This is a genomic window from Methylocaldum sp. MU1018 (genome assembly GCF_053646775.1).
Genome location: NZ_CM132195.1, coordinates 3,836,545 through 3,862,440, shown reverse-complemented (window position 1 = coordinate 3,862,440; position 25,896 = coordinate 3,836,545). Strand labels below are relative to the sequence as shown.

Sequence of the window (25,896 nt, the reverse complement as noted above, 5' to 3'; positions counted from 1 at the left end):
GCGCCGGGTTCAGGCCGCGGCCGTATTCTTCAGCCTGCGCGAGCCGACGAGACCCGCCAAGCCGATGCCGAGCAGGGTCAGGGAGGCCGGCTCCGGAACGCGGCCGGGCGGAACGATGACGGGGGCGAAGCCGTCCAGGTAAACGTAGCCGGCATGGCCGCTGTAAGGACAGTCGGAAGCCAGCAGCGTGAGAGTGAAGTCGTTGCCTACCCGTCCCAGCGCGGCCAGGTCGATATGTTCGAGCTGCCAACCGCTGGTGTACCAGCCGTTACCCAGGTTGGTGAAGATGCCGACGGCGGACGCGGAGCTGTAAGAGCGGCTGACGAGTATGTCGCCGACAGTATCGTCGCGCAGGGTCAGCGAGAAGTAATCGGAATCGGTCAAGTCGTGAGAGCCTTGCAGAACGGCATTCCACTGGAAAAAGATGTCGTTGTCGGTGTAATTGGTCACGCTCTGGGTCAGCGTGGAGACGCTTCTGTTGGAGAATTGATCGTTCACCCGGACCGAGTAGTTGCCGTTGTAGACTACGTTGGCGCCGGTGATGGGATCGGTGCCGCCGCTCATGATGGTGTTGTTGGCGGAGCCGCCGGCATAGGTGGCAGGATCGACGGGGAAGCCGCCGCCGAACCAGGAGCCGCCGCCGCCGGTCCAGCCGCTCAGATCCCCCGTTTCGAAGCCGCCGTTGGTGAACTGTGCGGCGGAAGCCTGGCCTGCAGCCAGCATGATGGCGCCGGCAATCAATGTTTTGTTCATCTTCATGGTGGTTGCTCTTTGGTATTGCTTTTTGAAAGTTGTTTCAAGCGTGATATACGTAAATTTGCGTACGCAATCCGATTTAAGCACATGTCGTGCCAATAATTTATTTACAATTAAAATCAAATGCTTGATTGGATTTTATAATGAGCTTGTCCAGCTTTCGTGACGAGTTGTAAAAATTCCTGACTCATTCATCGCTTGCGGGTTGCGTGCGGCAGGCTTCCGCAAAGAGTCCGGTCTATTGCTTCTTCCCGGCGGCAAAACTCGGCGCCGAACTTCGACTCCAATCCATGATGAACGCCGGTCGCGACGAATCTCGACATCTCGCCCGGACGATCGACCGGCTGCTCGACGCCTGCGCCGATCCGTCCGAGCTGATCGCCGCGGCCAAATTGACCGACCCGGCCGCATTGGCCGAACGCATCCGGCGCCATGCCGCGCGAAAAGTGCGTGGCCAGCCGATTCGGGCGCAAATGATCCTACAGATCCGCGACCGCCTGATGCGGGCGGTTTATGCGAGCCGCCTTCCGGCGGACGGGTTTTCCGCCTGGTGCGACGGATCGAGCGTGAGTACGGCATCGGCCGCAGCGAACGGAATCGGCGCGATCGTGACCGATGCTCATGGAGAACTCGTCGCCGAACGCTCCGATCGGATACCGGCCGGCATCACGCCCTTCGATACCGAGATCGCCGCGCTGGAAGGGGCCTTGGCCTTGGCGTTGGAGCACGGCGCGACATATCTTCGGGCGCACACCGACTGTCCCGCCCTGGTTCGGCTTTGGCGGCGGCATCCGCACGATCGTCGCTTCGTCGCGATCCGCCGTTTGGTCCGCCGGCTCGACCGGTTCGAACTTCGCGCCGTGCCGAGGGAGCACAACCAACCCGCCCATCGTCTGGCGAAAACGGCCGCGCAATCGTCGACCGGACCGGCGGATGCCGGGGCAAGTTCGCGGCCGGCGCCGTAATCGTACTCATTTGATCGGCCAAACTCGCGACGCTCGCGCGGGTCTAAGCTCGTCGACGGTCCGGGTTGCTCCCAGTTCGACAGCCATGCGGAGGGCACGGTCATGGCCAGAGGCAGTAAAGACAAGTACACCGAAAAGCAGAAACGGCAGGCTCGGCACATCGAAGAAGGTTACGAGTCGCGCGGAGTTCCCGAGGAAGAGGCCGAGCGCCGCGCCTGGGCCACGGTGAACAAGATTCACGGCGGCGGGAAAAAATCGGGCGGACGCGGTCGCGGCAAGGACGAAAATCGCGAACCGATGCGCAAAGGCGGCCGCGAGAGCGACGAACGCTAAAATTCAGGGTCGAGGCGGCTTGATCCCGGGTCGGCATGAGGCGCCGGCCGTTCCCGGCCTGTCCGCTCAATCTTCCAGCAATCCGCTGACCGAACCGTCCGTATGGATTTGGCGGATGGCTTCAGCGAACAGCGGGGCGATCGGGATGATCGTCAGCTTGGCGCGAACCGTTTGCGGAGGAAGCCGGAAGGGCGGAACGCTGTCGGCGACGGCCAGGCTGTCCAGGACGGGATCGGCCACGATATCCGCGGCTTCGCCCGCGAACAGCCCGTGGGTCACGGCGACGTGGACGGCTGCGGCGCCCTGCTCGCGGCAGACGCGGGCGGCACGCGCCACGGTGCCGCCGGTGCTGATCAGATCGTCGACGATCAGGGCGGTTTTGCCGCGCACGTCTCCGACCAGGGTCGCGCCGCTCACCGTCTCGTCGCTGCGGTATTTCTCCATGAGCGCGCTGCCGACCGGCGCGCCGAGCCGCCGGGCCAGCCTGCGGCGGAAACTTTCCGCCCGCTTCAGCCCGCCCACGTCGGGCGAGATCACGTCCACTTCTCCGCGGAGTCGCGCGGCGAAGTGCTCGACCAAAAGCTTGCCGGCTTCGAGATGGTCGGTCCGGCAGCGGAAAGCGTTCTGGAAACCCGCCAGATCGTGCACATCGAGCGCGATGACCCGGTCCGTGCCGGCCGCCTCGAACATCTGGGCCACGTAGCGCAGCGTGACCGGCTCGCGCGGCCGGGTCTTCCGGTCGGCCCGCGCATAGGCCAGATACGGTACGACCGCGGTCACGCACGCGGCGGAGGCATCCTTCAGCGCGCCGATGAGGAACCACAGGCGGCACAGTTTGTCGTTGACGGTCCTGCCGGGCTCGGCGTACAGCGATTGCACCACGAACACGTCGCAGCCGCGCACGTTTTCCGCCGGATACGCCTTGTGCTCGCCGTCCGCGAAATCCTTTTCCTCGACCTCGGCCAGGACCGTGCCCAGGGCGCCGGCGATACTTTCTCCCAGTTGCCGGCTTTCGCTCAGCGCGAATAGGCGCAGCGGACCACGGTTCATCGGCGCAAATATTTCAGGAACCAGTCGCGGGCGAGCTCTTCCACCCGTTCCAGCGTGCCGGGTTCCTCGAACAGATGAGTCGCGCCGGGGACGATCTCCAGCCGGCGCACGGCGTTCATGTGCTCGGCCGCCCGCTGGTTGAGCTCGATCACCACATCGTCGTGGCCGCCGACGATCAGGAGCGTGGGTGCCAGAACTTCGGGCAGGCGCTCTTCCGCCAGATCCGGCCGCCCGCCCCGCGAAACCACGGCGGCCACCGACTCGGGGCGCTCGGCCGCGGCCCGGAGCGCCGCCGCCGCGCCGGTGCTGGCCCCGAACAGCCCGATGGACAGGTCGGTGGTCAGTTCGTACTGGCCGGCCCAGTCGACCGCGCCTACCAGCCGCTCGGTCAGGAGGCCGATGTCGAAGCGGAATTGACGGGTGTACTGGTCGGCCTCGTGTTCCTCGGCGGTGAGGAGATCGAACAGCAGCGTGGCGAGATCGGCGCGGTTGAGGAACTCGGCCACGGCACGGTTGCGCGGACTGAACCGGCTGCTCCCGCTGCCGTGGGCGAAAATCACGAGTCCGACCGGCCGGTCCGGAACGAGCAGCGAGCCGGCCAGCGTCACGCCCGCCGCGCCTGCCGGGAATTCGACGGTATCCAAGGGTGTGGCATGCTTCATGGCTTCATCCCTCTGCGAAAGAACTGCTCAAGGAAGCTCCGATTGAATTTCCAATTCGGAAGAGCGGCCCGGGCAACGGATCGATCCTAAATCCGGCCGTCGGAAACAACCTGAAAGGCCCTAAACCCTCTCCCCGGCCCTCTCCCAAAGGGAGCGGGTGTTTTGAAGGTCGGGCGAAGGGCGTTTGGCCCCTCGCCCTTTGGGAGAAGGGTTGGGGGTGAGGGGATGCGGCGGCTGACGCGGCTTTGCGGTCGTTTCGGCGACTCAACGGCGGCTTTTAGGTTGATCCAACAGACCCTCATCCAACCCTCTCCCATCGCAAACGGTCGTTCTGTGGAGAGGGACTGGCCGGCGCTCCCGGCCAGGCCGTTTGCGATGGGAGCGCCAGGGCGACCCTTCCAGAGGGAGAGGACTTCATCGGAGCTTCCTTAATCCGGTGTTTCGCCCCAGGCCCGGGCCAGAATCCGGCGAACCTCGTCATCGCCGGTCTGCGGAAAGTCCTGGTATCCCTGGCCGACGGCATAAAACGGCTCGGGCGTCGCCAGGCAGATCACCTCGTCGACTTCGGCGCGCAAGCGTTCCACCGTTTCCCGCGGCGCCAGCGGTACGGCGACCACGGTGCGGGCCGGGTTTCGTTGACGCAAGGCGGCAAGGCCGGCGCGCATGGTCGCGCCGGTGGCGATGCCGTCGTCGACCACGACGATGCAGCGGCCCTCGAATTCGGGATACGGACGGTCGCCGCGATACAGCCGCTCGCGGCGTTCCAGCTCCAGACGCTCTTTGGCGGCGACCTTCTCGATGGTTTCCGCACTGATCCGGTACGCCGACACCACATTCCGGTTCAGCACCGAGACGCCTCCGCTGGCGATCGCGCCCATGGCCAATTCCTCATAGCCCGGCATGCCCAGCTTGCGCACGATCAAGAGGTCCAGCGGCGCTTTCAGGGCGCGGGCCACCTCGTAACCGACCGGCAGTCCGCCGCGCGGCAGGGCGAGCACGATCAGGTCGGACCGGCCGGCATAGGCGCCCAGGGCCTGCGCCAATCGGCGTCCGGCATCGGTACGGTTTTCGAAAAGTGTGTCCATAATGCTTTCTTCGGCGGTTTTTCTTCCGGATCGGCGTCTTTCCGCTTCCGGCCTTTCGATTTCAAGGTTTCGATGTCCTCTTCCAGGGCGAGAGAAAAGACGGCGATTCGCCGGAAACGCTCCCGTCCGGCGCTCTGCCGGAGCGGCCTCAAGGCGCTTTCATGCGGCCGCCGCGCCACTCGCTCAGTTGCGCCATGCCCGCCCGCAGTTTTGCCCGCAATGTCTCGATCCGTTCTTTATATTCGATGCGGGTTGCGGGCCAGCTTTCCAATTCGTCGAGTTCCGCCTGCCATTGCTCCATTTGCGCCCGGAGTTCCTGCAAGCGGGCGTCTTCGTTATTCATGGTCGTTTCCGCTGGTTTTGCATTTCAACGGGAAACCCCGCTTTTCAGGAGTTTCATGAATTCCCGCACGAATGCCGGAAGATCGGCGGGTTGCCTCGACGTCACCAGGTTGTCGTCCACGACGACCTCCCGGTCTTCGTAATAATGGGCGCCGGCTAGCTTCATTTCTTCCGCGACGGCGCGGTAACAGGTCGCATGCCGGTTCTTTAGGACGCCGGCCGAAATCAGGATCTGCGGTCCGTGGCAAATCGCCGCCACCGGCCGGCGGCTCTGCATGAAGGCTCTGGCGATCGCCAGGACCGAAGGGTGCTCCCGCAACGCGGCCGGCGCTTTGCCGCCGGGAAGCAGGAGAAGGTCGTAATCCTCCGCGGCGATTTCCGGCAGCATCTTGTCGACCGTCACCTCGTAGCCGTGCTTGCCGATGATCTTGCCGCCTTTGTCGGAGCCGATCTCGACCGGAATTCCGTCCTCTTTCAGCCGGTAGTACGGCACGAGAAGCTCGATATCTTCAAAATAATCAGAACTGAGCAGAAGCGCTTTCATGGCCGTTACCGTCTTCGCCTAATGGAGCGCTTCCTCCCGTTCGGGGGGCGGCGGTGGGCTGATTTCGACCTCGGGACGGGGCGTCCGGGCCGCTTCGGGGGCGATGCCGGGTCCGCCCATGAGCGGTTTGTTCGTCATGGCCCGCAAGAGCAGGGTGGAGCCCGCCAGACCCAGGACGGCGGCGAGCGGACTGGTGTTCCGCAGGGCATTGATCGCCAGCGTGGTTCCCGTCGCGCCGGTGATCAGCCGGGTGGCCGGCGCCCAGTTTTCCTGCAAGATGTCGGGCCGTATCCGCCGGCGCGGAATTCCGCCCTGAAGCTCGGGGACCCGTTCCGCGGTCTCGTGTACCTCGAGCCGATCGTCCACGCTCCTGACGCCGCGAACCGATGCCGCACAGCGGCAGAGCGCTTTATGCTCGTGGGCCAGGATCGGGCCCGACAGCGTCACGAAACCGTCCTGAACTCTGACGTCGATAACCTTGGGATGGGAGACCACTCGCCCGAGGTTGGCGCGTATCCGGTCGACCAATATATCGTCGGGTACCGGGCCTGCCGTCAACCACGCATCGAGCTCCGCAACCGCGCCCGTCACGCGATTGCGAAGGTCGCGCAGGGACACCTCCAGGGCGTCGTCGAGTCGGCGCATGCGACTGCCCGCCTTGTCGCGGAGAACCGCGCGGCGATAGCGGCCGCGATCGGGATCGAACAGATACATCAACGCGGCGCCCGCGGCCGCGCCGTAAAGTACTGAGTTCCGTTTCATGGCGTCCTCCTCGGAAGCGAATCCGTGCTGCGCACGTTCATGAATAATGAGACTTGTCTCCGGGAAGGGAGTTGCACCGCTGCTGCCGCATAGGTGAAAAAGCGGCGGCGGACGGTGCAACGGCGCCGGATCGCGTCATTGACGGGAGGATGTAGGGGGGCTCGAGTCGATCCCACGACATCCGACACCGGCGTTCCGCGCGGAATGCCGTAGCCCGCCCGTGGGGCGTTCGTTTGCGAGAGATGAAAAATCAGGAACGAGCGGTAAAAACCCAAACCTTCGGTTTGTGTCGCATCGGTCGGAACCAACGGATCGATCGCGAATTCAAACAAAGACCCTGATCGATTCATCTCCGATGAACAGCCGGCAAGGAGGCAATCATGCGATTCCGGAACAAAACGATTTCAGGCAAGACCGCCTGCCTATGGTTGGGCGGCCTGGTTCTTCCGGTGGCTGCGGCCGCCGCTCAAACCGGCGGCAAACCGTTCGACGTCGTGGCCGAGGCGCAGACGCCGAGAGACGTTCCCTCGGACCGGCCGGAGTCGCGGAAATCCGAGCACGACCGCTCCGACCTGTTCCGCGCCGCCGACGCCCAGCCTTCCTCGAATGCTTTAGGCAGCCAGCCCGATCAGGGCAAGGTGCTGGGCTTCGAGTTTTACCGCGATCCTCTCAATGCCAAGAAGCCCATGCAGACTTTCGAGGAAATCATGCAGGCGGACAAGGCGGCGAAACCCAAGATCGCCGCCGAGCAGCGGAAACTGCTGGAAAGCCGCTACGACCTGACCCCGAAATTCCATCCCGAGGCGAAGATGTCGCGGGGCAAGCCGGTCCCGGTGGGTCCCACCGCGCGGCTGCGCAACGGCCTCACCTGGGACGCGCTGGCTGCGATGACGCCCGAGGAAATCCGCAAAAAAGGCGTCTTCCCATATCCCGCCCTGCCGCATCCCAAGCAGGCCACCGGCGGCCAGGTTTTCCCCAAGGCGCAAACCGACATGTTCCCGCGGCTGGAGCGCTTCGACGTGGAGTTCGACCTACCCGACGCCTTTTTGCCGGAATTTCCGCCCGCCATCTTCCTGCAAAACCGGCCGGAACTGGGCGATGTCTCACGCGGCGAAGTGGTCTCGATCAACAACTTCTACCGGCTGTTCAAGGACATCCTGACGCCGGTCCAGCTCAACGGCTTGCAGTTCCTGCTGACGCCGCTGCCGCAGGAGGAATTCAATCCGACCGACGATCGGAAAAGCGAGCAACCGAGCCTCGGCGTTACCTGCCTCGACTGCCATGTCAACGGCCACACCACCGGGCAATTCCACCTCAACCCGGACGACCGCCCGGAGGAGAGACGCTTCCGTCTCGACACGGTCAGCCTGCGCGGCATGTACAACCAGCAAATCCACGGCTCCAAGCGCAGCCTCCGCTCGGTCGAGGACTTCACCGAATTCGAATTCCGCACCGCTTATTTCAACAACGATCCCATCCATGCGATGAAAAAGGGTTTCCCGATACTCGACCGTATCCACGTCAGCCACATGGCGCAGATGCAGAACATGTTCGACTTTCCGCCGGCGCCCAAGCTGAATGTCGCCACCGCCCGGCTCGATCCCGCCAAGGCCACCGAAGCCGAGCGCCGCGGCGAGGACGTGTTCTTCGGCAAGGGTAAATGCGCCTCCTGCCATCAGCCCCCGGCCTATCTCGACCACCAGATGCACGACCTCCGCCTCGAACGCTTCGTCGACGAGGCGCCGCTAGGACCGATGAAGACCTTCACCTTGCGCGGCATCAAGGACAGCCCGCCCTATCTGCACGACGGACGCTGCCTGACTCTGGAGGACACGGTGGAGTTTTTCAATCTGGTGCTGGAGCTCAAGCTGAACGCACAGGAGAAATCGGACCTGGCGGCGTTCATGCGGGCGTTGTAAGTTTTCGCCCTTGAGCGTGACGGCGTTCGGGAACGGGAGCAAACCCGGATCATGGGCCCGATTCCGGAGCGATGCCGAAGCCGGCGCTGTGAAGAGCGGCGATAAGGCTTGCCCGCTCGACTTCCGTGAGAGGCGATAGCGGCGGTTTCGGCATAAGCCATCCGGGATCGCCCGTCTGCGCGGCGCGAACCGCCTTGAACGCGGGCACGAAGGGATAGCGCAGGACGATGTCCAGAAGCGAGCGGATTCGCGCCTCGTCGTCGGCGAGCGCGTCCGGCCTGAGTAGAGCGGCGGCCAAGTCCGGAAACAGATTCGCGACGCCGCAGACGGTTCCGGCTCCACCGGCGCGCATCAGCCGCGGCAGGTGCGGTTCGTGGCCGGCCAGAATCGAGAGCCGCGGCGCGCGGTTCAGCAGTTCGGCGGTATGCGCGAAATCGCCGCCGCTGTCCTTCACGCCCGCGACGATGCCGGGATAGGCGGCGGCCAGCCGGGCGACGACCTCCGGCCGGATCGGCACGCCCGAAAGCTGCGGAATGTGGTACAGATAGACGCGGAGGCGCGCATCGCCCGCCGCCAGCAGCGCATCAAGTCCCCCGCGGCGCTCGGCAACCGAGAAGGAAGGACCTTCGCCGGTGGTCCCGAACGGCACGACGCCGTCGACTCCGTTTGCGAGCAGCGCCCGCGCATGCGCGGCGAGCTTCGCGCGGTCGACGTCGCCGTCACGGCCGAGCGGCGTCAGGGCTGCGCACCAAAGTCCGCGTATGGGCAAGGGTTCCGTCATGGCGAAGTCCTCCTCCGAATCCTCAGGTTACTCAGGAGGCGGGCGGAATCCATGACCCGGCGGGAAGCGGATTCGGCGGCTGCGCCCCGGCGCCGCATTTTCGGAGGCAAGACCGATGAGCGAGAACGAAACAAAGATCACCGTCTATTACGACGGCGCCTGCCCGCGCTGCGTCCGCGACCGCCGCCATTACGAGCGGTTGGCCGGAAAAGGCCGCGAGCAGGTTTGCTGGTTCGACATCACGGGGCGCGAGGAGCGGCTCCGCGAGATCGGCATCGATCCCGGCAAGGCTCTGACCGAATTGCACGTCCGGGACGAACGCGGACACATCGTGTCCGAACTGGACGCCTACATCCTGCTGATGAAGCGGGTTCCGCTTCTGAAACCGCTGGCCTGGCTCATCGGGCTGCCGGCGATCCGCCCGCTATTGGCCCGCCTCTACCACGGCATGGTGATCCGGCGCCTTCGGAAAAGCGGACGGCTTTAAGACATTTTTCATCTCGCGTCAAGGGCATTCCGCGCGAAGTGCGCGCCGTGCAGGGGCGACTCGAGTCGCCTCTACATCCGATCGAAAATCGCTTTGGCCGCCCGTAAGCCGTTTCAATGGTGGCCGGGGGCTTCCGGTTCGATCGCCGCGTTGCCGACGGTGACGCGCTGCGCCTGGAAGTCGTCGCTGAATTCGAAGAACGGTTTGGCTTCGCCGGGGTTCAGCGGGTCTACGCCGGGGCTGAAAATCTTTCCTTCCGCGCGGCCCGTTATGGTTCGAAACGCGCTGTCGAAGCGCAAGTCGTAATGGGCGATCGTGGTGCCGAGGAACTCGCCCGTCGAGGGGTTGTATTCCAGATCGAGGACGCTGGCCTCGATCTCGCGCTCTCCGACGCGCGTCCAGGTCCCGTGCTGATTGCTGAACCCTTCGCGAGGGACCCCTCCGCCAAACTGGACGGACTGCATGCCCGTCAGGTTGCCGTCCGCAAAAAGGTTCAAAATCCGGGTCGGGCCGTCGACCGGCTGGCGTATCACGCGGTAGGTGCCGGCGATTCGTGCGCCGAAGCGCTCGCTGGCTATTAAATCCGATACGTCTTCGCCTCCCGAGACGATATGTTGCGTCGTTTCGGTCACAAACTCGGAGGTTGCGGAAAACCCTCGAGAAGAAAACAGCAAGACGCCCAGAACGATCAAGATACTGCGGGATAATGCTGGCATTTTCATTTGAGCCTCCATTTAGGCGCTGCCGACGACAGCGGGAGCGTCGCACGATACGCTGTCGAGTTTCCGAACGTTTGACCCGCGCCGCGGAAACGGAAAACGCACCAAGCCCCTCCCCCGATCGGGGGAGGGCGGGTTAGGCGGAAGGCGGCATAACCGGCCCTCCCGCGGCGTTACGGGTTGCAGTTTCTCACGGTGTCTCCCGGATCGGCCGCGCAGTTGTCGCCGTTGACGTGAGTGCCGCCGTCGACGGTGTCGCCGCCGGCGTTGTCCACGACGCTCAGCACATCGTCGCCGGCGCCGCCGTTGACGATGTCTTTGCCGATCCCGCCGCTGGCGCTGTCCTGGCCGGCACCGCCGTCGATCATGTCGTCGCCTGCGTTGCCGGCGACGATATCGTTACCGGCGCCGCCTCTGAGTCTGTCGTTGCCGGCGCCGCCCGAGATCGAGTCGTTGCCGGCGCCGCCGACGACGGTATCGTCGCCGGCTCCGGCCTGGATCGCATCGTTGCCGGGACCGCCGCAAATCAGATCGTCTCCGCCGCGGCCGTCGATCGCATCGTTGCCGCCCAGACCGAAGATGACATCGTTGCCCGGCGTGCCGGCCAGCACATCGGTGCCGTTGGTGCCCACGATCGCCCCGGCGGGCGGGGGGCCGGCACAGGGATCGGTGAGCGCGACGACGGTCACTCCGGTCGGAGTCATGATGTTCGAATGGGTGATGGTCTTGAGCAGGGCGCCGGTGTTTGCGTTGTATACCTTCAGCGCCTTGGGCTGCGACACGTACAATTTGGCCCGGATCGGGTGCAGCGCCATCTGGTCGATTCCGAAGAACGGGATGGTGTTGGAAATCGGAATCGACAACTGCCGCGCGGCGCTGAGCGTCGCGGTAATGGCGTTATAAGCGAAGACGTCCACGAAACCGCCGTTATCTCGGATCATGGCCCGGTTTCCGGTAGCGTTGACCAGGCCGGAAATCCCCAGATTCCCGGACAGCGGGCGTTTGTCGACCTGCTTCAATCCCGGAATCGTGAACGACGTCACTTCATCGGTATCGCGGGTGACGACGAGGCCCGACGTGCCGCCCGGCGCGCAGAAGACATTGTTGGGCTCGCTGCCGAGCGACAGCATTTCGCCGGTGTTCGTCAAAACGCCGGTGCCGCTGAGGGCGAGCCGGCGCACGGTTCCGCCAAGAACGCCCGACGTAAAGGACGAGGTGGCCAGCACCGAACCGTTGCTGCAAACATCGATCGAGTTGGTGTTGGTGCCCACGGATAACGTGCTGATCTCGGTCTGGCTGGCGACGTCGATGACCGAAATCGGTGCGGGGGCGCTGCCGTCGGACGCCACCAGGAATTTCCCGTCGGGGCTGATCGCGAGATCCTCGCCCGGATTGGAGATGGGAATCGGATTCGGTCCTCCGGCGAGGCCGGGCGGCGATGCGGTCAAGTCGATGACGAAGACTTCCCTGTTGAAGGTCGTTACGAAACCCCGCCGCTGATCCGGCGCGATCAGCACGTCGCCGATAGCCGAGCCCGCGGTCGTTATAGGCACCGACCCCAGCACCGTATCGGTGTCGGCGTCGAATACCGTAACCGAGCGCGTCGTTTGATCCGCCACCAGACCGAGGGTTCGCGCGGAGACCGAAGGCGCTTGTAAAACCAGGGCGATGACGGCGCCGTTGAGAATCGCCGACAGGCGCGTTCTTTTTCCATAATCGCTTTTCATACTACGTCCTCGCTGTAGACCCGATCGAATGGCGGCCGCGGTTCTCGACGCTCGTTAAGGCGTTCCGTGCTTGCCTGACTCATAAGACTCGTTCTCGGCAAGAGAGTTGCGCGAAGATGTCGCCAAAATGAGAACGGTGTTACCTAAATGAAAAAGCTTGCGCCGGCCCCGCGAGATCGAGCGATGTCGCCGCGACTCGCCGCCGGCCGGCCGCCGTGACGCGCATCAGCGGAACGCATCCCGCACCCGCCTGCGGCTATTCGAGCGGGCGGAACACCAGATAGAATTGCGCCGCCGACGCCGCGGCTTCGGCATAGATGCCCCGGCGGGTATAAGGCGCCGCGGAATCGGGGACGGTTCCCACATGTACCCGCTGCAGGGCGGCTCCGGATAGGCTCAGGGCGAACCGCCGGCCGGCACAGTGCAGAGTGGCGCGCCACTCGTCCTGAGCGAGGTAAGTGGTCTGGTCGCTCCAGTAGCGGAAGGCTGTCGTATCGGGCAGCGGCGCGCTCTCCGTCGAGGCTTCGGCGCGCGAAGTCACGGAACAGGGCGTGTTCATGACCATGCCGATCGCATGCGGGGTGTCCGAGTTTGTTTTCACCACTACCCTGTCGGTAAACGTCTGGCTTCCTATGGTGAGGCGCCTCGCCGCCGTCACACCGGTACGGTAGTTCGGATGAGAGACCGCCGCGAACGAGCCATCCGCCGCAAAGTCGTCGAGTTGCCCTTCGGACGGCCAGGGGGATTGTCCGTCGCCGTCGACCAAGGGCACGTTCTGCGCCGGCGCTCGGCGGTAATATTCCTGGTGCAGCGGAGAACCGTAGCCGACCGTGCCGGGGTCTTTGAGAATCCAGGTGTCGCCGTATTGCAGTTCGTAGGTGAGGGATTCCTGCTGGGCATGAAACCTGGCTTTCTGCCCATAGCGGAGCAAGGCGTGCCAGCCGTTCTTCACGATTTGCACGGCATCCAGGCCCGCGACCGGACCCGATGCCACTTCGGGAAGGTCGGGCGTCGAGTCGACCGCTTTGGGCGGATCGAGCAAGTTGTCCCAGCTCAGTTGGTCTTTCGCTTCGTCCAGCCCGATCCAGGTCGGCAATACCCGGCGGGAAGCCGCCCACAGCCCGCGGTTCGGCGCCTTGCGGTTGGGCGGCGAGTCGTTGAGAGTCGGCGCGTCTTCATTGGCGAAGCGAACCGTCACCGGAGCGATCATCAGGTTCTGCGCGATCCAGAGTTCTCGCGCGAACTCGGACAGCCGTCCGCGCAGCGATGCGCCGACCAGCATTTCCACCAGGGCCTGGACCACGTAATCCTGGTAGGACAGGGTGTTTTCGTACCAGAACCAGTCCGGCGATACGCCCGTATCGAGGAGCGCAGGGATGCCCATAGCCGAATTCTTGCCGAAGTCGATCAGGTCGGGCTGTTCGAATTCGAGCCCAATCAACGTCACGGCCGCGGCGTGCCAAACGGCAATGTTGTGGGCCTCGCGGGATGAGGCCGTCAAGTTGGCCGCCAACGGCAGGAGCAGCCCCTCGCGCCAATGGTCCGCGCGCTCCGCCGTAACGTGGGGCCGCAGCAGGCGGACCGCTTCGATCAATACCAGGCCGCGCGTCGCTTCGTCGAGACTCTGGTTCATCAACTGGGCCTGGCCGTTCCAGGTTTGCAGGGGAAAGCCGCGGTAAGCGTCGGCGTAGAAATCGAGCTGCGAAGCCGCCCAATCCAGATAGCGCACATCGCCGGTCAGGCGAAACAAGCGGGCCGCGTCCAGCATGCGGTCGATGTTGTAAATCCGGTTGTGGGCGATCCAGGCGGCGCGCATTTTTTCATAGCCGGGTTCGTCGGGCGGCATCGGCGAATCGGGCGTCCAGCGGAGGAGAACGCCCGTGTTCGGGTCGACGTAGTCGTGGATCCAGCCCGCGACCCAGTCCGCGCTATCGCGGGGCGTGGTCATCCAGTTGCCGACCCAGTCGGTTCGTTCCTGCAACCAGGTCGCCCAGCGCGGGTCCTGCGCCACGCGCCGGCGGGCCCCGTCCCAGTACTCGCGGGCCGTGCGGGCCGGCGCAAAGCCGCCTTCGCCCGCTTTCAGCTCGGCGAAGGCGGCTTTGATGTCCTCGTTACCGGGCAAGCCCGGCGACGGCTCGGTTTCGCCGGCGGTCATGGGTGCAAAAACCGCTCCCGCCAGTATCAAAGCCAGTCCGCTCGATAATTGCAGGTATCGCATCGTCGAAATCCTCCCTTCGTCGTCATGGATTAAAAAATGCTGCCGGCCGGGGGCGCGAAGAGTTCATGCGTGTCAGAACCGCAAATCGCCGACCGTCTGTTCGGCGAGCGCGGACGCCGGCGCTAACCGGTTTCCGAAGATCGCCTTATCGAATTGACGAGCCCCGGTCGAAGAACTTATATATCGGCAGTGTGACGTTAAATCCTGTTTTGCCGATCTTAGGGCGTTTTCATCTCGCGTTGACGGTATTCCGCGCGGAACGCTGGTGTCGGATGTCGTGGGGGCGACTCGAGCCGCCCCCACATCGCCCCTACGTCCAGATTGAAAACGCTTTGATGCGCCGGAAAATCGAATAAGAAAGCCCTGAACAAGTGGATTCCGTTCGGAGCTCGACAAGCCTGTCCCGAGCTTGCCGAAGGACGGAGCTTCCTTAATGTTCGGCTGTAGGGGCGGCTACTTTAACGGGCAGGCATTTTTAAGATCGTGACGCAACCCACAAAACTCGAAATGTATGGATGGTTTTGACGATGTATTCGGTGTGCCGGATAAATTCCCGGCGATTTCCGGTTCGGTTCGAAACATGAAAGTCATCGACAACTGGCTGGCGGGCGCCAGGCGGGTAGAGAGCTGCAACTGCGACGACAGGCCGGATGCGGGGGATATTTCCCTGGTGGTCATCCACGGCATCAGCTTGCCTCCGGGCGAGTTCGGCGGCGGCTGGATCGACGGCTTGTTCACCAACACCTTGGAGCCGACCGCCCACCCGTATTTCGAGAGCATATACGGCTTGCGAGTCTCGGCCCATGCGCTTATCCGCCGTGACGGCGAGATCGTTCAATACGTTCCGTTTCACCGCCGGGCTTGGCACGCCGGGCCGTCCAGCTATCGGGGGCGGGAGCGCTGCAATGATTTCTCGATCGGTATCGAACTGGAAGGGAGCGACGATATTCCCTACACTGGCGCGCAGTACGAGCGCCTGAGCGATGTGCTCGCGGTCTTGCTCGATTGTTATTCGAGCTTGTCGCCGGATCGGATCGTCGGTCATAGCGATATCGCTCCGGGGCGCAAGACCGACCCGGGCTCCAGCTTTGATTGGGGAAGGCTTTACCGCTTGCTGGCGGCGAAAGGGTTTCAAGCGGGGCAGACGAGAGTCTAGAGCGTTATCCGTTTCCATATAGCGGATTAAATATCCGAAAACTCGGCCAAGTGTTCATCTATGCATGGAGTCGTAGCTACGACGGCGGACATCATTTCGGCATCCGAAGACGATCGTTTTCCAGTGGTCGAGCGTGGGTGTCGCTAACCGCGGCGAGCGCTTGGCTGGATTGCCAGCCTGTTGCGGTCAGTCGCACTTGATAATCTCCGCAATTGTGTGCGATCGTGTTTCCTTGACTTAGCCATGATTTTTTGAGTCGGCGCTTGGCCAATACTTCGCGATCGTCTTCACACCGGCATCAATAAGGAGAGCTTCGATGAAATTACGGCAACGATGGGCGTTTTCACCGAGCGCAATCCTGATCAGCCTTTATCTGTCGATCGGCGCTGTATCGGACGCCCAAGCCATGTTGATTACCAGGCTACACTACGACGCGGACTTGTACTTCGTCGATGCTGCTGTTCCCGGTATCAGTCCGGGGATGCGGGTAATGGGAAGTTTCGTGTTCGACCGGGACGAGGCTACAAACGAGTACAGCCCCGTTACCAATTTCACCCTTTCGGTGGGGAATCTGGAATTTACCCAGAATGATGTGGTATCAAGCGAGGTACTGCTCTGGACCAGCACGGGGGGAATTACCGCGTACGTGGGCCTGTTGGGGCGGCCCGGACTTGGCGATTGGAGCGATGGTGTATCCCTGCACTTATTTCAGGAGTATGGGGACTCTAACTTATTCCTTTTCTCTTGGGCCACCTCGTCGTCTATGAGGGGCCACCTTGGAATAAATCTCGAACCTCTAGCGACACGGCCCTCAGATCCAATTCCCGAACCTTCAGTATTTTGGCTCTTGGTATCGGGACTTCCGCTGGTGCGGTCGATGCACGGAACTCGCCCTCTCCTCAGAGGGCGGGCTGGAGCGCACCTTCAAACGATGGAATCCTGAAATGGCGCGGATGCGATCCTAGCATTTTGTCATGCTTGAATTGACGAATAAGAGCCTATCCCAGTAGGCTCAAGAAACCCTTCGACAGGCTCAGGGCGAACGGCCTACTGGGATAGGCTCTAAATTGCATAATTTCGCTCGCCGGCGACGCCTGATGAAGCTCTAGCTCCGGCTATCCTCCGTCAGGCGTCGCGGTCTGACGGAATCTATCAGCAGCATCGCGACGCCCACGGTGATCGCCGAGTCGGCCACGTTGAAGGCCGGCCAGTGCCATTCCTCATAAAACACGTCGAAAAAATCGATGACGTATCCGTAAAGGATGCGGTCGATGAGGTTGCCCAGCGCGCCGCCCAGAATCAGCGCCCAGGCCGCGGCTTCCCAGCGCTGGTCCTTGCCGAGCCGTTTCAGCCAGTAGCAGATCGCGCCGCTGGCGATGACCGCCAGGCCGATGAAGAACCAGCGCTGCCATCCTCCGGCCTGGCTCAGGAAGCTGAACGCGGCGCCCTGATTGCGTAAGTAAGTGAGCTGGAAAAACGGCAGCAGGCCGATCGATTCGTACAGTTGCATCGAGCGATCGACCAGTTGCTTGGTGAGTTGGTCCAGGCCGACGACCAACGCGGAAAGCCAAAGCCACTTCAGCATGGGCATCAGGCGTAAAGGCGGATCTCGCCCGGCCCCGCGACGTTCTCGACGCAGCGGCCGCAAAGCTCGGGGTGATCGGCATGCGCGCCGACATCCTCGCGGTGATGCCAGCAGCGTATGCATTTCGGTTTGTCCGACGCCCTAACTTTCAATTCCAGTCCCTCGATGCCCGTCGGGAGCGCATCGCCGGCGCCATCCTGCCTCAGATTCGCGTACGACGTGATGAACAGGAATCGAAGATCGCTCCCGATAGTCGCAAGCCGTTCGAGAACCGGCTGGCTGCAATAAAGTTCGACTTCGGCATCCAGGGACGAGCCGATCTCGCCGCGCACGCGCAGCACCTCGAGCTCCTTGCTCACCGTCTCGCGGATCTTGAGCAGGAAATCCCAGAAATCGCGGTCGAACGGGGAAGATTCGTCCAGCGGGAACAAGCCTTCGTACCAGGTTTCCAGAAACACCGATTCGCTCCGTTTGCCGGGCAGATGGCGCCAGATCTCGTCCGCCGTGAAGCTCAGGATGGGCGCCAGCCAGCGGGTCAAGGCCTCGGCGATGTGGTACATCGCGGTTTGTGCGGATCGCCGCGGCAGGCTGTCTTCCCGGCAGGTGTACTGGCGGTCTTTCAGCACGTCGAGATAGAAGCTGCCGAGGTCGATGGAGCAGAAGTTGTGGACTTTCTGGTAGACCAGGTTGAATTGGTAACTTTCGTACGCCTCGACGATTTCCTGCTGGAGACGGAAAGCCCGGTCCACCGCCCAGCGGTCGAGCGCCAGCATCTTTTCGCGTTCGACCGAATGCTGCTTCGGCTCGAAGCCGTTCATGTTGGCGAGCAGATAGCGGGCGGTATTGCGCAGGCGCCGGTAGACGTCGGCCGTCCGCTTCAGAATCTCGTCGGAGACGCTCATCTCGGCCCGGTAGTCGGTGGCCGCGACCCAGAGTCTCAGGATATCCGCCCCGAGGTTCTGCATCACTTTCTGCGGAGCCACGACGTTGCCCCTGGACTTGGACATTTTCTTGCCTTCCGCGTCCACGGTGAAGCCGTGGGTCAGCACCTGCCGGTACGGCGCAGCGTCGCGGATCGCCACCGAGGCGAGCAGGGACGACTGGAACCAGCCGCGGTGCTGGTCCGAGCCTTCGAGGTACAGATCGGCCGGGGAGTGCAGGTCTTCCCGCCGATCCAGCACGCAAAAGTGGCTGACGCCGGAATCGAACCAGACATCCAGGGTGTCGTTGATCTTCTGGTACTGCACCGCTTCTTCGCCGAGCAATTCGGTAGGGTCGAGATCGAACCAGGCATCGATACCCCGCTCCTCGACTCTTTGCGCAACCGCTTCGATCAGCTCTTCGGTGCGGGGATGCAGAGTACCGGTCTCGCGGTGGACGAACAAGGCGATCGGCACGCCCCAGTTGCGCTGCCGGGAGACGCACCAGTCGGGCCGGTTGGCGACCATGCCTTCGATCCGCGCCTGTCCCCAATCGGGTATCCATTCCACTTTACGGATTTCTTCCAGGGCGCGGCGGCGAAGATCGTTCTTGTCCATGGCGATGAACCACTGCGGCGTCGCTCTGAAGATGACCGGCGTCTTGTGCCGCCAACAATGCGGATAGCTGTGCTCGATCCTCGCTTCGTGCAGCAGCGCGCCGCGTTCCTTGAGCACCTCGACCACATGGCCGTTGGCGTTCATCACGTGCTCGCCGGCGAACAGCGGCGTGCTCGGCAGGAATTTGCCGTCGTCCGCCACCGGATTGTCGACCGGCAGCCCGTAGCGCTGACCGACGACATAGTCTTCCTGGCCGTGACCGGGCGCCGTGTGCACCGCGCCGGTGCCGGCGTCGAGCGTCACGTGCTCGCCGAGAACGATCGGCGCTTTGCGCGGGTAGAACGGATGTTGCAGCATCAAGCCCTCGAGATCGGAGCCCTTGCCATACGCCACGACGCGGTAATCGTCGACGCCGCAACGCAGCATGACGTCTTTCATCAGGGCTTCGGCCACGATCAATCTTTCCGCCGGTTCCCGGCACTGCACCACGGCATAATCGAGATCCGGATTGAGCGCCACGCCCTGGTTGGCCGGCAGGGTCCAGGGGGTCGTCGTCCAGATGACGACCGACACCGGGCCTTCGCCCGGATGTCCCGGTACCGAATGACAGCGCTGGATCAGCGCAGTTTCGTCGAGAACCCTGAACCGCACGTCGATGGCGATCGAGCGCTTGTTCTCGTATTCGACCTCGGCTTCGGCGAGGGCCGAGCCGCAATCGATGCACCAGTGCACCGGCTTGGCTCCTTTCACCAGATGGCCGTGCGCGGAGATGCGGCCCAAGGCGCGCAGGATGCCGGCCTCGAAGCGGTAATTCATGGTCAGGTAAGGATCTTCCCAATCGCCGAAAACGCCGAGGCGGATGAACTCGCGGCGCTGGATGTCCACTTGCTCGGCCGCATAGGTTCGGCACGCCTTGCGGAAATCGGACGCGCTAACCTGCGCGCCGGCCTTGCCGATCTTTTTCTCCACCATCAATTCGATGGGCAGGCCGTGGCAATCCCAGCCCGGCACGTAGGGCGCATCGAAACCGCTGAACCCCTTGCTCTTGACGATGATGTCCTTCAACACTTTGTTTACGGCGTGGCCGATGTGGATTTCGCCGTTGGCGTAGGGCGGTCCGTCGTGAAGAATGAACTTCGGTCGTCCACGGAATGTCTCCCGAATCTTCCGGTAAAGATCCAGGCTGCGCCAACGCTCGAGCCGTTCGGGCTCGCGCTGCGGCAGGTTGGCCTTCATGGGAAAGTCGGTGCTGGGTAGATTCAGTGTCGATTTGTAATCCGTGCTCATGATGCAGAGGGTGATGTTGAATTTGAAACGGCGAAATAGCGTCTTGCCGCCATGACGTCCCGTTCGATTTGGGCCTGCAGTTCGGCTAAGCCGTTGAAGCGCTTTTCGTCCCGGAGCTTATGATGAAAAACGATTTCCACCTGTTTTTCGTAGAGGTCTCCGGAGAAATCCAGCAAGTAGGTTTCCAGGAGCACCGTACGCCCGCCCGCGACGGTCGGCCGTATGCCTAAGTTCGCAACCCCCGGCAGCGGATGTTCGCCGATTCCGGACATTGTAACGGCAAACACGCCCTGGACAGGAGCGTTTTTCCGGCGCATCAATATGTTGGCCGTGGGAAAGCCGAGCGTTCGGCCGCGCTTCGCGCCATGAACGACACGACCGCAGACCGAATACGGACGCCCCAGGAGCCGTTTCGCTTCGGCCAAATCGCCTTTCGCGAGCACTTCGCGGATCAGCGTGCTGCTGACGCGCCGTCCGTCCACCAATACCGACGGCGTGTCGACCACTTCGAAGCCGAATTCTCGCCCGGCCCGTTGCAGCAAGGCGAAGTTGCCGAGCCGGTTCCGGCCGAACCTGAAATCGTCTCCGACCACCAGATACTTGATGCGCAGTCCTTCGAGCAGGATGTTCCGGATGAAGCTTTCCGCCGGCAACATGGCGAGGTGCCGGTTGAAACGCAGCAGCAGCACCCGATCCACCGGCAGTTCCTCCAGGCGGGTCAGTTTTTCGCGGAGCCGGGTCAGCCGGGCCGGCGCTTCGTCCGGAAAAAAATATTCCCGCGGCTGCGGTTCGAACAGCACGACCACGACCGGCAAATCCAGTCTGCGTCCCGCTTCCGCCAGCCGCTCGATCACCTGGCGGTGGCCGATATGGACGCCGTCGAAGTTGCCGATGGTGGCGACGCAACCTCCTTCGGGAAGCTCGAGATCGGCAAAATTTTGAATCAAACGCATGCGACGGTCCTCGGTGCTCAGGTGCCTTCCGGAACCAGCATGTGCCTGGGGCGGAGGCCGGTCAGGGTGAGGCACGACACATAAGCCGCGAGGCCCAGCAGAATCCACAGCGCGAGATGCGAAATCCGGTCGGTCAGCGGCCAGGTCTGCCACGGATGAGCATTCGCCGCATAGATCAGGATCGGGGTCATGACGGCGCTGGCGAAGGCCACGCGCAGGAAAAAGATCGGCCAGCCCGGTTCCGGTACGTAAACCCGCTCTTTTAAAAGCTTGCCCAGGAGTAGCCCGGCATTGAAGAAGGCCGCGAGCGCGGTTGCCAGCGCGAGACCCGCATGGCCCCAGCCGATCGGGGCCAGTTGAAAAATCAGAGCCAGATTCAGCGCGAGGTTGGCGATGACGGCGTAAAAACCGTACCTGACCGGCGTGCGGAGATCCTGTCTCGAGCTGAAGCCCGGAACCAGCACCTTGATCGCGATGAAGCCTATCAATCCGATGGAGTAAGTCATCAGGCTCCGGCTGGCCATTTCGGCATCGTGCGAGGAAAACCGATCGTATTGAAACAGGGTGGAAATCATCGGTTCGGCGAGGAGCGCAAGTCCCAAGGTCGCCGGCAAACCGATCAGAACCACCCAGCGCAGGGCCCAGTCCAGCGAACGGGAGAATCCGTCCCGGTCACGGCTCGCATGATTTTTCGACAAGTGAGGCAGCATTACGGTGCCGATGGCGACGCCGAAAATGCCCAAAGGGAATTCCACCAGGCGATCGGAATAGTAAAGCCAGGATACGCTGCCGGAGACCAAGAACGAGGCGATCAGCGTGTCGACCAGGAGATTCACTTGGGTCACCGAAACTCCGAAAATCGCGGGCCCTATCAGTTTGATGATGCGGCGAACGCCGGGGTCGTGAAACCCGAGGCGGGGTCTCGGCAGCAAGCCCGCCCGAAAGAGCGCCGGCACTTGAAAGGCGAGCTGCACCAAGCCGGCGACCAGCACGCCCCAGGCCAGGGCGGTAATCGGGGCGGACAGGTGAGGGGCGAGCCAGATCGCCGCGGCGATCATCAAAAGATTCAGAAAGACCGGCGTGAAGGCCGGTATGGCGAAGCGTCCCCAGGTGTTCAGAATGCCCCCGGCGAATGCCGTGAGCGAAATGAAGAAAAGATACGGAAAGGTGATGCGCAGCATCGTTACGCTGAGTTCGAATTGCGCCGTGTTTCGATGGAAACCGGGCGCGAACAGCATGATCAAGACCGGTGCGGCGATAATCCCGACAAAGGTGATGAGCAACAGGGCCGCCGACAGGCTGCCGGCGGTGCGATCCAAAAACTGTCTGAGCCGCGTTCGATCGTGACGCTCTTTATAGTCCGACAGCACCGGCACGAAAGCCTGCGAGAAAGAGCCTTCGGCAAAGAGGCGGCGCAGGAAGTTGGGGATTCTGAAGGCGACGAAGAAAGCGTCGGTGCCGGGATCGGCACCGAAATAGCGGGCGATGACGACGTCTCGAGCGAACCCCATGAGGCGGGAGACGAAAGTCATTCCGCCGACGGCCGCCGTGGATTTCAGTAGATGCTTGCTCAGAGCCTAAAACCCGTGCTTTCGTGGAATAAAAGGCCGTAGTATAAGGAATTTAAGCAGTCAAGGCACTGCCGCTGAATTCCGCATGGATCCACGGAAAACGAACTTTATCCGGCAAAAACGCCTGCCCGATGATTGGAACTGAGGCCGGGCTATTGACTCTCGAGCTACTTGTGACGAAAATACCAAATTCGCTTCCAACGAATTGGACTAGAGGTTTTCACCTTGGCTAACATTGCTTCAGCAAAAAAACGCGCCAAACAATCGGAAAAGCATCGCGCCCACAACGCGGCTCAGCGCAGCCGTTTGCGGACCTTCATGAAGAAGGTCATTCTCGCGGTGGAGTCCGGCAACTTGGAGCAAGCTCAGGCTGCATTCCGCGCTGCGGTCCCCGTTATCGACTCTTCGGTCAACAAGGGCTTGATTCACAAGAACAAGGCCGCCCGCAGCAAGAGCCGTCTCAACGCCCGAGTCAAAGCGCTGGCTCTGAGCGCATCCGCTTAGGCTCCCGGCGGAAAGATGGGGCGGGCGGCCTGCCCGCCTCTCTCAAGCCAGTACCAGATTGTCGCGGTGAATCAGTTCGGGTTCGTCGACGTATCCGAGCAGGCTTTCGATCTTCGAGCTGGGCTGGCGCATGATGATCCGCGCCTCGTCGGCACCGTAATTCACCAATCCGCGCGCCACTTCGTTTCCCGCCATATCCACGCAAGTGACCAGGTCGCCTCTTCGGAAATCGCCGTCTACGGCGGTTATGCCGATGGGCAGAAGGCTTTTGCCGTCTTCTCTCAAGACGCGTGCGGCGCCTTCGTCCAAATACAGTCTGCCTTTCAGTTTCAGTTGTCCGGCCAGCCAGCGTTTGCGGGCGAGCATGGGTGACACGTCCGGAATCAGGAAAGTGCCCAGTTCTTCGCCTCGGACGACCCGCGCCAGGACGTTTTGCTCTCGACCGCAAGCGATGACCGTTGCCGTTCCGGAGCGGGATGCCAGTCGGGCCGCGCGCAGTTTCGTAATCATGCCGCCCCGCCCGAGTCCGCTGCGGCTTTCGCCCACCATCTCGCTGAGTCGCGCGTCGTTGATGCTGGCCTGGTGAACCAGTCGGGCGCTGGGGTCTAGCGTCGGATCCCGTTCGTAGAGTCCCTTTTGGTCGGTCAAAATGATCAAAAGGTCCGCTTCCAGGAGATTCGCCACCAAGGCGGCGAGCGTGTCGTTGTCTCCGAAGCGGATTTCCTCGTTCGCCACGGTATCGTTTTCGTTGATAACCGGCACCACGCCCAGTTCGAGCAGGGTGAGTAGGGTGCTTCGGGCGTTGAGGTAGCGCTGGCGGTCCGACAGGTCGTCGTGGGTCAGCAGAATCTGCGCGGTGTGCAGGTTGTGCTGCTGAAAGAGGGATTCGTAAGTCTGAATCAACCCCATCTGGCCTACGGAGGCGGCGGCCTGTAGTTCATGCAAGGCGTGCGGCCGGGTCTTCCAGCCCAGTCGGCACATGCCTTCGGCGACCGAGCCTGAAGAGACCAGAAGAATTTCGACGTTTCCGCGACGCAAGCCGGCGATCTGGGCGACCCAGTCGCGGATTGCGGGCATGTCCAGTCCGCGGCCGCCACCGGTCAGCAGGGCGCTGCCGATCTTGATGATGACGCGGCGGGCGCGAGTGAATTCAGTCCGATTCTGCATCTTCGGTTTGGTCCTGTTCCAGGAACTCCATGATTCGGTGGATCAAATCTTTGAGCCCGTCGCGGCGGATGGCGGAGATCTTGAAGACCGGGCCGGTCCATTCGAGTCCTTCGATGATTTCCAGGCAGCGCTGTTGAGCGGCATCGTCGGCAAGCCGGTCTATCTTGTTCAGAACCAGCCAGCGCGGCTTTTGGTCGATGCCTTGATTCCATTGTTGCAGCTCGGCAACGACTTTTCGGGCCGCCGTAACGGGATCTTCCAGGCTTTCGTAGGGTTCGACGTCCACCACGTGCAGCAGCAGCTTGGTGCGGGAGAGATGTTTCAAAAACTGCACACCGAGGCCCGCGCCGTGCGACGCGCCTTCGATGAGTCCGGGGATGTCGGCCATGACGAAGCTGCGTTGATCGTCGACGCGCACCACGCCCAGGTTCGGGTAAAGCGTCGTGAAGGGATAGTCCGCGACCTTGGGCCGCGCGGCGGACACGCTGCGGATCAGGCTGGATTTTCCGGCGTTGGGCATGCCCAGCAAGCCGACGTCCGCGATGAGCTTCAGTTCCAGGCGCAGCGTGCGCTGCTCGCCCGGCGTTCCGTGGGTGGCCTTGCGCGGCGCACGATTGACGCTGCTTTTGAAGCGGGTATTGCCGAGACCGTGAAAACCGCCTTGGGCCACCAATAATTTTTCCCCTTCCTCGACCAAGTCGCCCAGCTTTTCGCCGGTTTCGGCGTCGAACACTTCGGTGCCGGTAGGGACGTGGATGATACAGTCGGCGCCCGAATGACCGGTGCAGTTTCCGCCCGATCCGTTCTCGCCCCGCCCGGCGCGAAATCGCGAGTGAAAACGGAAATCGACCAGCGTGTTGAGATTGGCGGAGGCGACCAGATAAACGCTGCCGCCGTCGCCGCCGTCGCCGCCGTCGGGTCCGCCGAAAGGAACATATTTTTCGCGCCGGAAGCTGACGCAGCCGTTGCCGCCGTCGCCTGCTTCCGCTCGAATTTCCGCTTCGTCAACAAATTTCATGGTGATGACAAAAAAGCCCCGTCACGGACGAGGCTTCTTCCTGTTTTAAGTGGGTGGACGGCCGACCGGCCGTCCAGGTCCTTAGGCTTCGCTTTGAACGATGCTGACGTATTTGCGGTTGAGCGGGCCTTTCACTTTGAACTGAACCTGTCCGTCGGTCAATGCGAAAAGCGTATAGTCTCTTCCGCAACCTACGTTCTCGCCGGCGTGGAATTTGGTGCCGCGCTGCCGCACGATAATGCTGCCCGCCTGTACGAATTGACCGCCGAAGCGTTTCACGCCGAGTCGTTTGGATTCCGAATCGCGGCCGTTGCGCGAACTGCCGCCTGCTTTCTTGTGCGCCATCGTGATTCCTCTTTATTCGATTAGGCAGTAATGCCGGTGATCTGGATTTCCGTATAATTCTGCCGGTGGCCCGCCTGTTTCATGTAATGCTTGCGCCGGCGGAACTTGACGATTTTGATTTTCGGGTGCCGGCCATGAGCCTTGATGGTTGCGGTTACTTTGCCGCCATCGATGAAAGGTTTGCCTACTTTCAGGCCGGAATCCGTTTGAACCATCAATACCTTGTCGAACTCGATTTGCTGGCCGGCTTCGGCGCTCAGGGTTTCGACCTTGACGACGTCGCCCTGTTTCACCCGATATTGCTTGCCGCCTGTTTGTATAACCGCGTACATTTTTGTTGGCTCCAACGCAGAAAAATTCTTTTAAACGCGGAATGATAACCGTGTATGCCTGAATCCGTCAACCGACTGAATTTCCGGGCG

General features: G+C 62.3%; 25 protein-coding genes. 6 read left to right on the top strand and 19 right to left on the bottom strand.

Annotated elements, in window-relative coordinates:
- Positions 1-9: 9 nt before the first annotated feature.
- Positions 10-759: a PEP-CTERM sorting domain-containing protein gene (locus ACWJKU_RS17735; RefSeq protein ID WP_454144453.1), complete on the bottom strand. Its 750-nt coding sequence runs from the start codon at positions 757-759 to the stop codon at positions 10-12.
- A gap of 287 nt (positions 760-1,046) precedes the next feature.
- Here ACWJKU_RS17735 and ACWJKU_RS17730 point away from each other — a divergent pair, with 287 nt between their 5' ends.
- Together ACWJKU_RS17730 and ACWJKU_RS17725 are read left to right on the top strand one after the other, a co-directional pair.
- On the top strand, positions 1,047-1,721 hold the full coding sequence (locus tag ACWJKU_RS17730; protein WP_454144451.1) for a ribonuclease H family protein: 675 nt from the start codon (positions 1,047-1,049) through the stop codon (positions 1,719-1,721).
- A 102-nt stretch (positions 1,722-1,823) separates the two neighbouring features.
- Positions 1,824-2,054 (top strand): hypothetical protein, encoded by a 231-nt coding sequence (locus tag ACWJKU_RS17725; RefSeq protein ID WP_454144449.1) that lies wholly within the window; start codon positions 1,824-1,826, stop codon positions 2,052-2,054.
- Between the two features lie 66 nt (positions 2,055-2,120).
- On the opposite strand, the gene ACWJKU_RS17720 is transcribed toward ACWJKU_RS17725, so the two are convergent.
- The 6 genes from ACWJKU_RS17720 to ACWJKU_RS17695 all read right to left on the bottom strand — a co-directional run bounded on the left by ACWJKU_RS17720 (position 2,121) and on the right by ACWJKU_RS17695 (position 6,499).
- Entirely contained in the window at positions 2,121-3,104 is a 984-nt protein-coding gene (locus ACWJKU_RS17720) for a ribose-phosphate diphosphokinase (RefSeq protein WP_454144447.1), read from the bottom strand.
- On the bottom strand, positions 3,101-3,766 hold the full coding sequence (locus ACWJKU_RS17715) for a dienelactone hydrolase family protein (protein WP_454144445.1): 666 nt from the start codon (positions 3,764-3,766) through the stop codon (positions 3,101-3,103). Before ACWJKU_RS17715 ends, ACWJKU_RS17720 begins: the two co-directional genes overlap by 4 nt.
- A 428-nt stretch (positions 3,767-4,194) precedes the next feature.
- A complete protein-coding gene (locus tag ACWJKU_RS17710) occupies positions 4,195-4,851 on the bottom strand; it encodes a phosphoribosyltransferase (protein WP_454144443.1) in 657 nt (218 codons plus the stop codon).
- A gap of 148 nt (positions 4,852-4,999) precedes the next feature.
- Entirely contained in the window at positions 5,000-5,194 is a 195-nt protein-coding gene (locus tag ACWJKU_RS17705; protein WP_454144441.1) for a hypothetical protein, read from the bottom strand.
- A gap of 24 nt (positions 5,195-5,218) precedes the next feature.
- Complete coding sequence (locus ACWJKU_RS17700) at positions 5,219-5,737, bottom strand: type 1 glutamine amidotransferase domain-containing protein (protein WP_454144439.1); 519 nt, start codon at positions 5,735-5,737, stop codon at positions 5,219-5,221.
- 18 nt (positions 5,738-5,755) lie between these two features.
- On the bottom strand, positions 5,756-6,499 hold the full coding sequence (locus tag ACWJKU_RS17695) for a BON domain-containing protein (protein ID WP_454144437.1): 744 nt from the start codon (positions 6,497-6,499) through the stop codon (positions 5,756-5,758).
- A 380-nt stretch (positions 6,500-6,879) separates the two neighbouring features.
- Here ACWJKU_RS17695 and ACWJKU_RS17690 point away from each other — a divergent pair, with 380 nt between their 5' ends.
- Complete coding sequence (locus ACWJKU_RS17690) at positions 6,880-8,418, top strand: cytochrome B6 (RefSeq protein ID WP_454144435.1); 1,539 nt, start codon at positions 6,880-6,882, stop codon at positions 8,416-8,418.
- A gap of 49 nt (positions 8,419-8,467) precedes the next feature.
- On the opposite strand, the gene ACWJKU_RS17685 is transcribed toward ACWJKU_RS17690, so the two are convergent.
- On the bottom strand, positions 8,468-9,199 hold the full coding sequence (locus tag ACWJKU_RS17685) for a dihydrodipicolinate synthase family protein (RefSeq protein ID WP_454144433.1): 732 nt from the start codon (positions 9,197-9,199) through the stop codon (positions 8,468-8,470).
- Positions 9,200-9,314: 115 nt separating this feature from the next.
- Between ACWJKU_RS17685 and ACWJKU_RS17680 the strand changes: the two genes are divergently transcribed.
- Positions 9,315-9,686, top strand: a complete 372-nt coding sequence (locus ACWJKU_RS17680; RefSeq protein WP_454144431.1) for a thiol-disulfide oxidoreductase DCC family protein — start codon at positions 9,315-9,317, stop codon at positions 9,684-9,686.
- Between the two features lie 113 nt (positions 9,687-9,799).
- Here ACWJKU_RS17680 and ACWJKU_RS17675 read toward each other — a convergent pair whose 3' ends face one another.
- The 3 genes from ACWJKU_RS17675 to ACWJKU_RS17665 all read right to left on the bottom strand — a co-directional run bounded on the left by ACWJKU_RS17675 (position 9,800) and on the right by ACWJKU_RS17665 (position 14,350).
- A complete protein-coding gene (locus tag ACWJKU_RS17675; protein ID WP_454144429.1) occupies positions 9,800-10,408 on the bottom strand; it encodes a hypothetical protein in 609 nt (202 codons plus the stop codon).
- Between the two features lie 170 nt (positions 10,409-10,578).
- Positions 10,579-12,132, bottom strand: coding sequence for a hypothetical protein (locus ACWJKU_RS17670; RefSeq protein WP_454144427.1), 1,554 nt, complete (start codon positions 12,130-12,132; stop codon positions 10,579-10,581).
- Positions 12,133-12,388: 256 nt separating this feature from the next.
- Complete coding sequence (locus ACWJKU_RS17665) at positions 12,389-14,350, bottom strand: heparinase II/III domain-containing protein (RefSeq protein ID WP_454144426.1); 1,962 nt, start codon at positions 14,348-14,350, stop codon at positions 12,389-12,391.
- 580 nt (positions 14,351-14,930) lie between these two features.
- On the opposite strand from ACWJKU_RS17665, the gene ampD reads away from it, so the two are divergent.
- The gene (gene ampD / locus ACWJKU_RS17660; protein ID WP_454144424.1) at positions 14,931-15,506 is read left to right on the top strand and encodes a 1,6-anhydro-N-acetylmuramyl-L-alanine amidase AmpD; all 576 of its coding nucleotides are present in this window, start codon (positions 14,931-14,933) and stop codon (positions 15,504-15,506) included.
- Between the two features lie 1,105 nt (positions 15,507-16,611).
- Here ampD and lspA read toward each other — a convergent pair.
- From lspA to murJ, 4 genes are read right to left on the bottom strand one after another with little or no spacing between them, the layout of a single operon-like run.
- The gene (lspA, locus tag ACWJKU_RS17655) at positions 16,612-17,091 is read right to left on the bottom strand and encodes a signal peptidase II (protein WP_454144422.1); all 480 of its coding nucleotides are present in this window, start codon (positions 17,089-17,091) and stop codon (positions 16,612-16,614) included.
- Between the two features lie 5 nt (positions 17,092-17,096).
- Complete coding sequence (gene ileS / locus ACWJKU_RS17650) at positions 17,097-19,916, bottom strand: isoleucine--tRNA ligase (protein WP_454144420.1); 2,820 nt, start codon at positions 19,914-19,916, stop codon at positions 17,097-17,099.
- Positions 19,913-20,869: a bifunctional riboflavin kinase/FAD synthetase gene (ribF, locus tag ACWJKU_RS17645; protein WP_454144418.1), complete on the bottom strand. Its 957-nt coding sequence runs from the start codon at positions 20,867-20,869 to the stop codon at positions 19,913-19,915. Before ribF ends, ileS begins: the two co-directional genes overlap by 4 nt.
- Positions 20,870-20,886: 17 nt before the next feature.
- A complete protein-coding gene (murJ, locus tag ACWJKU_RS17640; RefSeq protein ID WP_454148184.1) occupies positions 20,887-22,428 on the bottom strand; it encodes a murein biosynthesis integral membrane protein MurJ in 1,542 nt (513 codons plus the stop codon).
- 237 nt (positions 22,429-22,665) lie between these two features.
- On the opposite strand from murJ, the gene rpsT reads away from it, so the two are divergent.
- Positions 22,666-22,944: a 30S ribosomal protein S20 gene (rpsT, locus tag ACWJKU_RS17635; protein ID WP_454144416.1), complete on the top strand. Its 279-nt coding sequence runs from the start codon at positions 22,666-22,668 to the stop codon at positions 22,942-22,944.
- A gap of 42 nt (positions 22,945-22,986) precedes the next feature.
- Here the strand turns inward: rpsT and proB are convergent, their stop codons facing one another.
- The 4 genes from proB to rplU all read right to left on the bottom strand — a co-directional run bounded on the left by proB (position 22,987) and on the right by rplU (position 25,806).
- Positions 22,987-24,111 (bottom strand): glutamate 5-kinase, encoded by a 1,125-nt coding sequence (gene proB / locus ACWJKU_RS17630; protein ID WP_454144414.1) that lies wholly within the window; start codon positions 24,109-24,111, stop codon positions 22,987-22,989.
- On the bottom strand, positions 24,095-25,129 hold the full coding sequence (gene cgtA, locus ACWJKU_RS17625; RefSeq protein ID WP_454144412.1) for an Obg family GTPase CgtA: 1,035 nt from the start codon (positions 25,127-25,129) through the stop codon (positions 24,095-24,097). The genes proB and cgtA overlap by 17 nt, the downstream gene beginning before the upstream one ends.
- An 81-nt stretch (positions 25,130-25,210) precedes the next feature.
- Complete coding sequence (gene rpmA, locus ACWJKU_RS17620; protein ID WP_454144410.1) at positions 25,211-25,474, bottom strand: 50S ribosomal protein L27; 264 nt, start codon at positions 25,472-25,474, stop codon at positions 25,211-25,213.
- Between the two features lie 20 nt (positions 25,475-25,494).
- Entirely contained in the window at positions 25,495-25,806 is a 312-nt protein-coding gene (gene rplU, locus ACWJKU_RS17615; RefSeq protein ID WP_454144408.1) for a 50S ribosomal protein L21, read from the bottom strand.
- Positions 25,807-25,896: the final 90 nt, after the last annotated feature.

Coding starts and splice junctions, on each gene's coding strand:
- ACWJKU_RS17725 (WP_454144449.1), top strand. CDS start 1,824: ATGGCCAGAGGCAGTAAAGACAAGTACACCGAAAAGCAGAAACGGCAG.
- cgtA (WP_454144412.1), bottom strand. CDS start 25,129: ATGAAATTTGTTGACGAAGCGGAAATTCGAGCGGAAGCAGGCGACGGC.
- rplU (WP_454144408.1), bottom strand. CDS start 25,806: ATGTACGCGGTTATACAAACAGGCGGCAAGCAATATCGGGTGAAACAG.
- ACWJKU_RS17720 (WP_454144447.1), bottom strand. CDS start 3,104: ATGAACCGTGGTCCGCTGCGCCTATTCGCGCTGAGCGAAAGCCGGCAA.
- ACWJKU_RS17705 (WP_454144441.1), bottom strand. CDS start 5,194: ATGAATAACGAAGACGCCCGCTTGCAGGAACTCCGGGCGCAAATGGAG.
- ACWJKU_RS17700 (WP_454144439.1), bottom strand. CDS start 5,737: ATGAAAGCGCTTCTGCTCAGTTCTGATTATTTTGAAGATATCGAGCTT.
- ileS (WP_454144420.1), bottom strand. CDS start 19,916: ATGAGCACGGATTACAAATCGACACTGAATCTACCCAGCACCGACTTT.
- ACWJKU_RS17715 (WP_454144445.1), bottom strand. CDS start 3,766: ATGAAGCATGCCACACCCTTGGATACCGTCGAATTCCCGGCAGGCGCG.
- ribF (WP_454144418.1), bottom strand. CDS start 20,869: ATGCGTTTGATTCAAAATTTTGCCGATCTCGAGCTTCCCGAAGGAGGT.
- ACWJKU_RS17690 (WP_454144435.1), top strand. CDS start 6,880: ATGCGATTCCGGAACAAAACGATTTCAGGCAAGACCGCCTGCCTATGG.
- ACWJKU_RS17735 (WP_454144453.1), bottom strand. CDS start 759: ATGAAGATGAACAAAACATTGATTGCCGGCGCCATCATGCTGGCTGCA.
- ACWJKU_RS17670 (WP_454144427.1), bottom strand. CDS start 12,132: ATGAAAAGCGATTATGGAAAAAGAACGCGCCTGTCGGCGATTCTCAAC.
- rpmA (WP_454144410.1), bottom strand. CDS start 25,474: ATGGCGCACAAGAAAGCAGGCGGCAGTTCGCGCAACGGCCGCGATTCG.
- ampD (WP_454144424.1), top strand. CDS start 14,931: ATGAAAGTCATCGACAACTGGCTGGCGGGCGCCAGGCGGGTAGAGAGC.
- ACWJKU_RS17695 (WP_454144437.1), bottom strand. CDS start 6,499: ATGAAACGGAACTCAGTACTTTACGGCGCGGCCGCGGGCGCCGCGTTG.
- proB (WP_454144414.1), bottom strand. CDS start 24,111: ATGCAGAATCGGACTGAATTCACTCGCGCCCGCCGCGTCATCATCAAG.
- ACWJKU_RS17710 (WP_454144443.1), bottom strand. CDS start 4,851: ATGGACACACTTTTCGAAAACCGTACCGATGCCGGACGCCGATTGGCG.
- ACWJKU_RS17665 (WP_454144426.1), bottom strand. CDS start 14,350: ATGCGATACCTGCAATTATCGAGCGGACTGGCTTTGATACTGGCGGGA.
- ACWJKU_RS17680 (WP_454144431.1), top strand. CDS start 9,315: ATGAGCGAGAACGAAACAAAGATCACCGTCTATTACGACGGCGCCTGC.
- ACWJKU_RS17730 (WP_454144451.1), top strand. CDS start 1,047: ATGATGAACGCCGGTCGCGACGAATCTCGACATCTCGCCCGGACGATC.
- ACWJKU_RS17685 (WP_454144433.1), bottom strand. CDS start 9,199: ATGACGGAACCCTTGCCCATACGCGGACTTTGGTGCGCAGCCCTGACG.
- ACWJKU_RS17675 (WP_454144429.1), bottom strand. CDS start 10,408: ATGAAAATGCCAGCATTATCCCGCAGTATCTTGATCGTTCTGGGCGTC.
- lspA (WP_454144422.1), bottom strand. CDS start 17,091: ATGCTGAAGTGGCTTTGGCTTTCCGCGTTGGTCGTCGGCCTGGACCAA.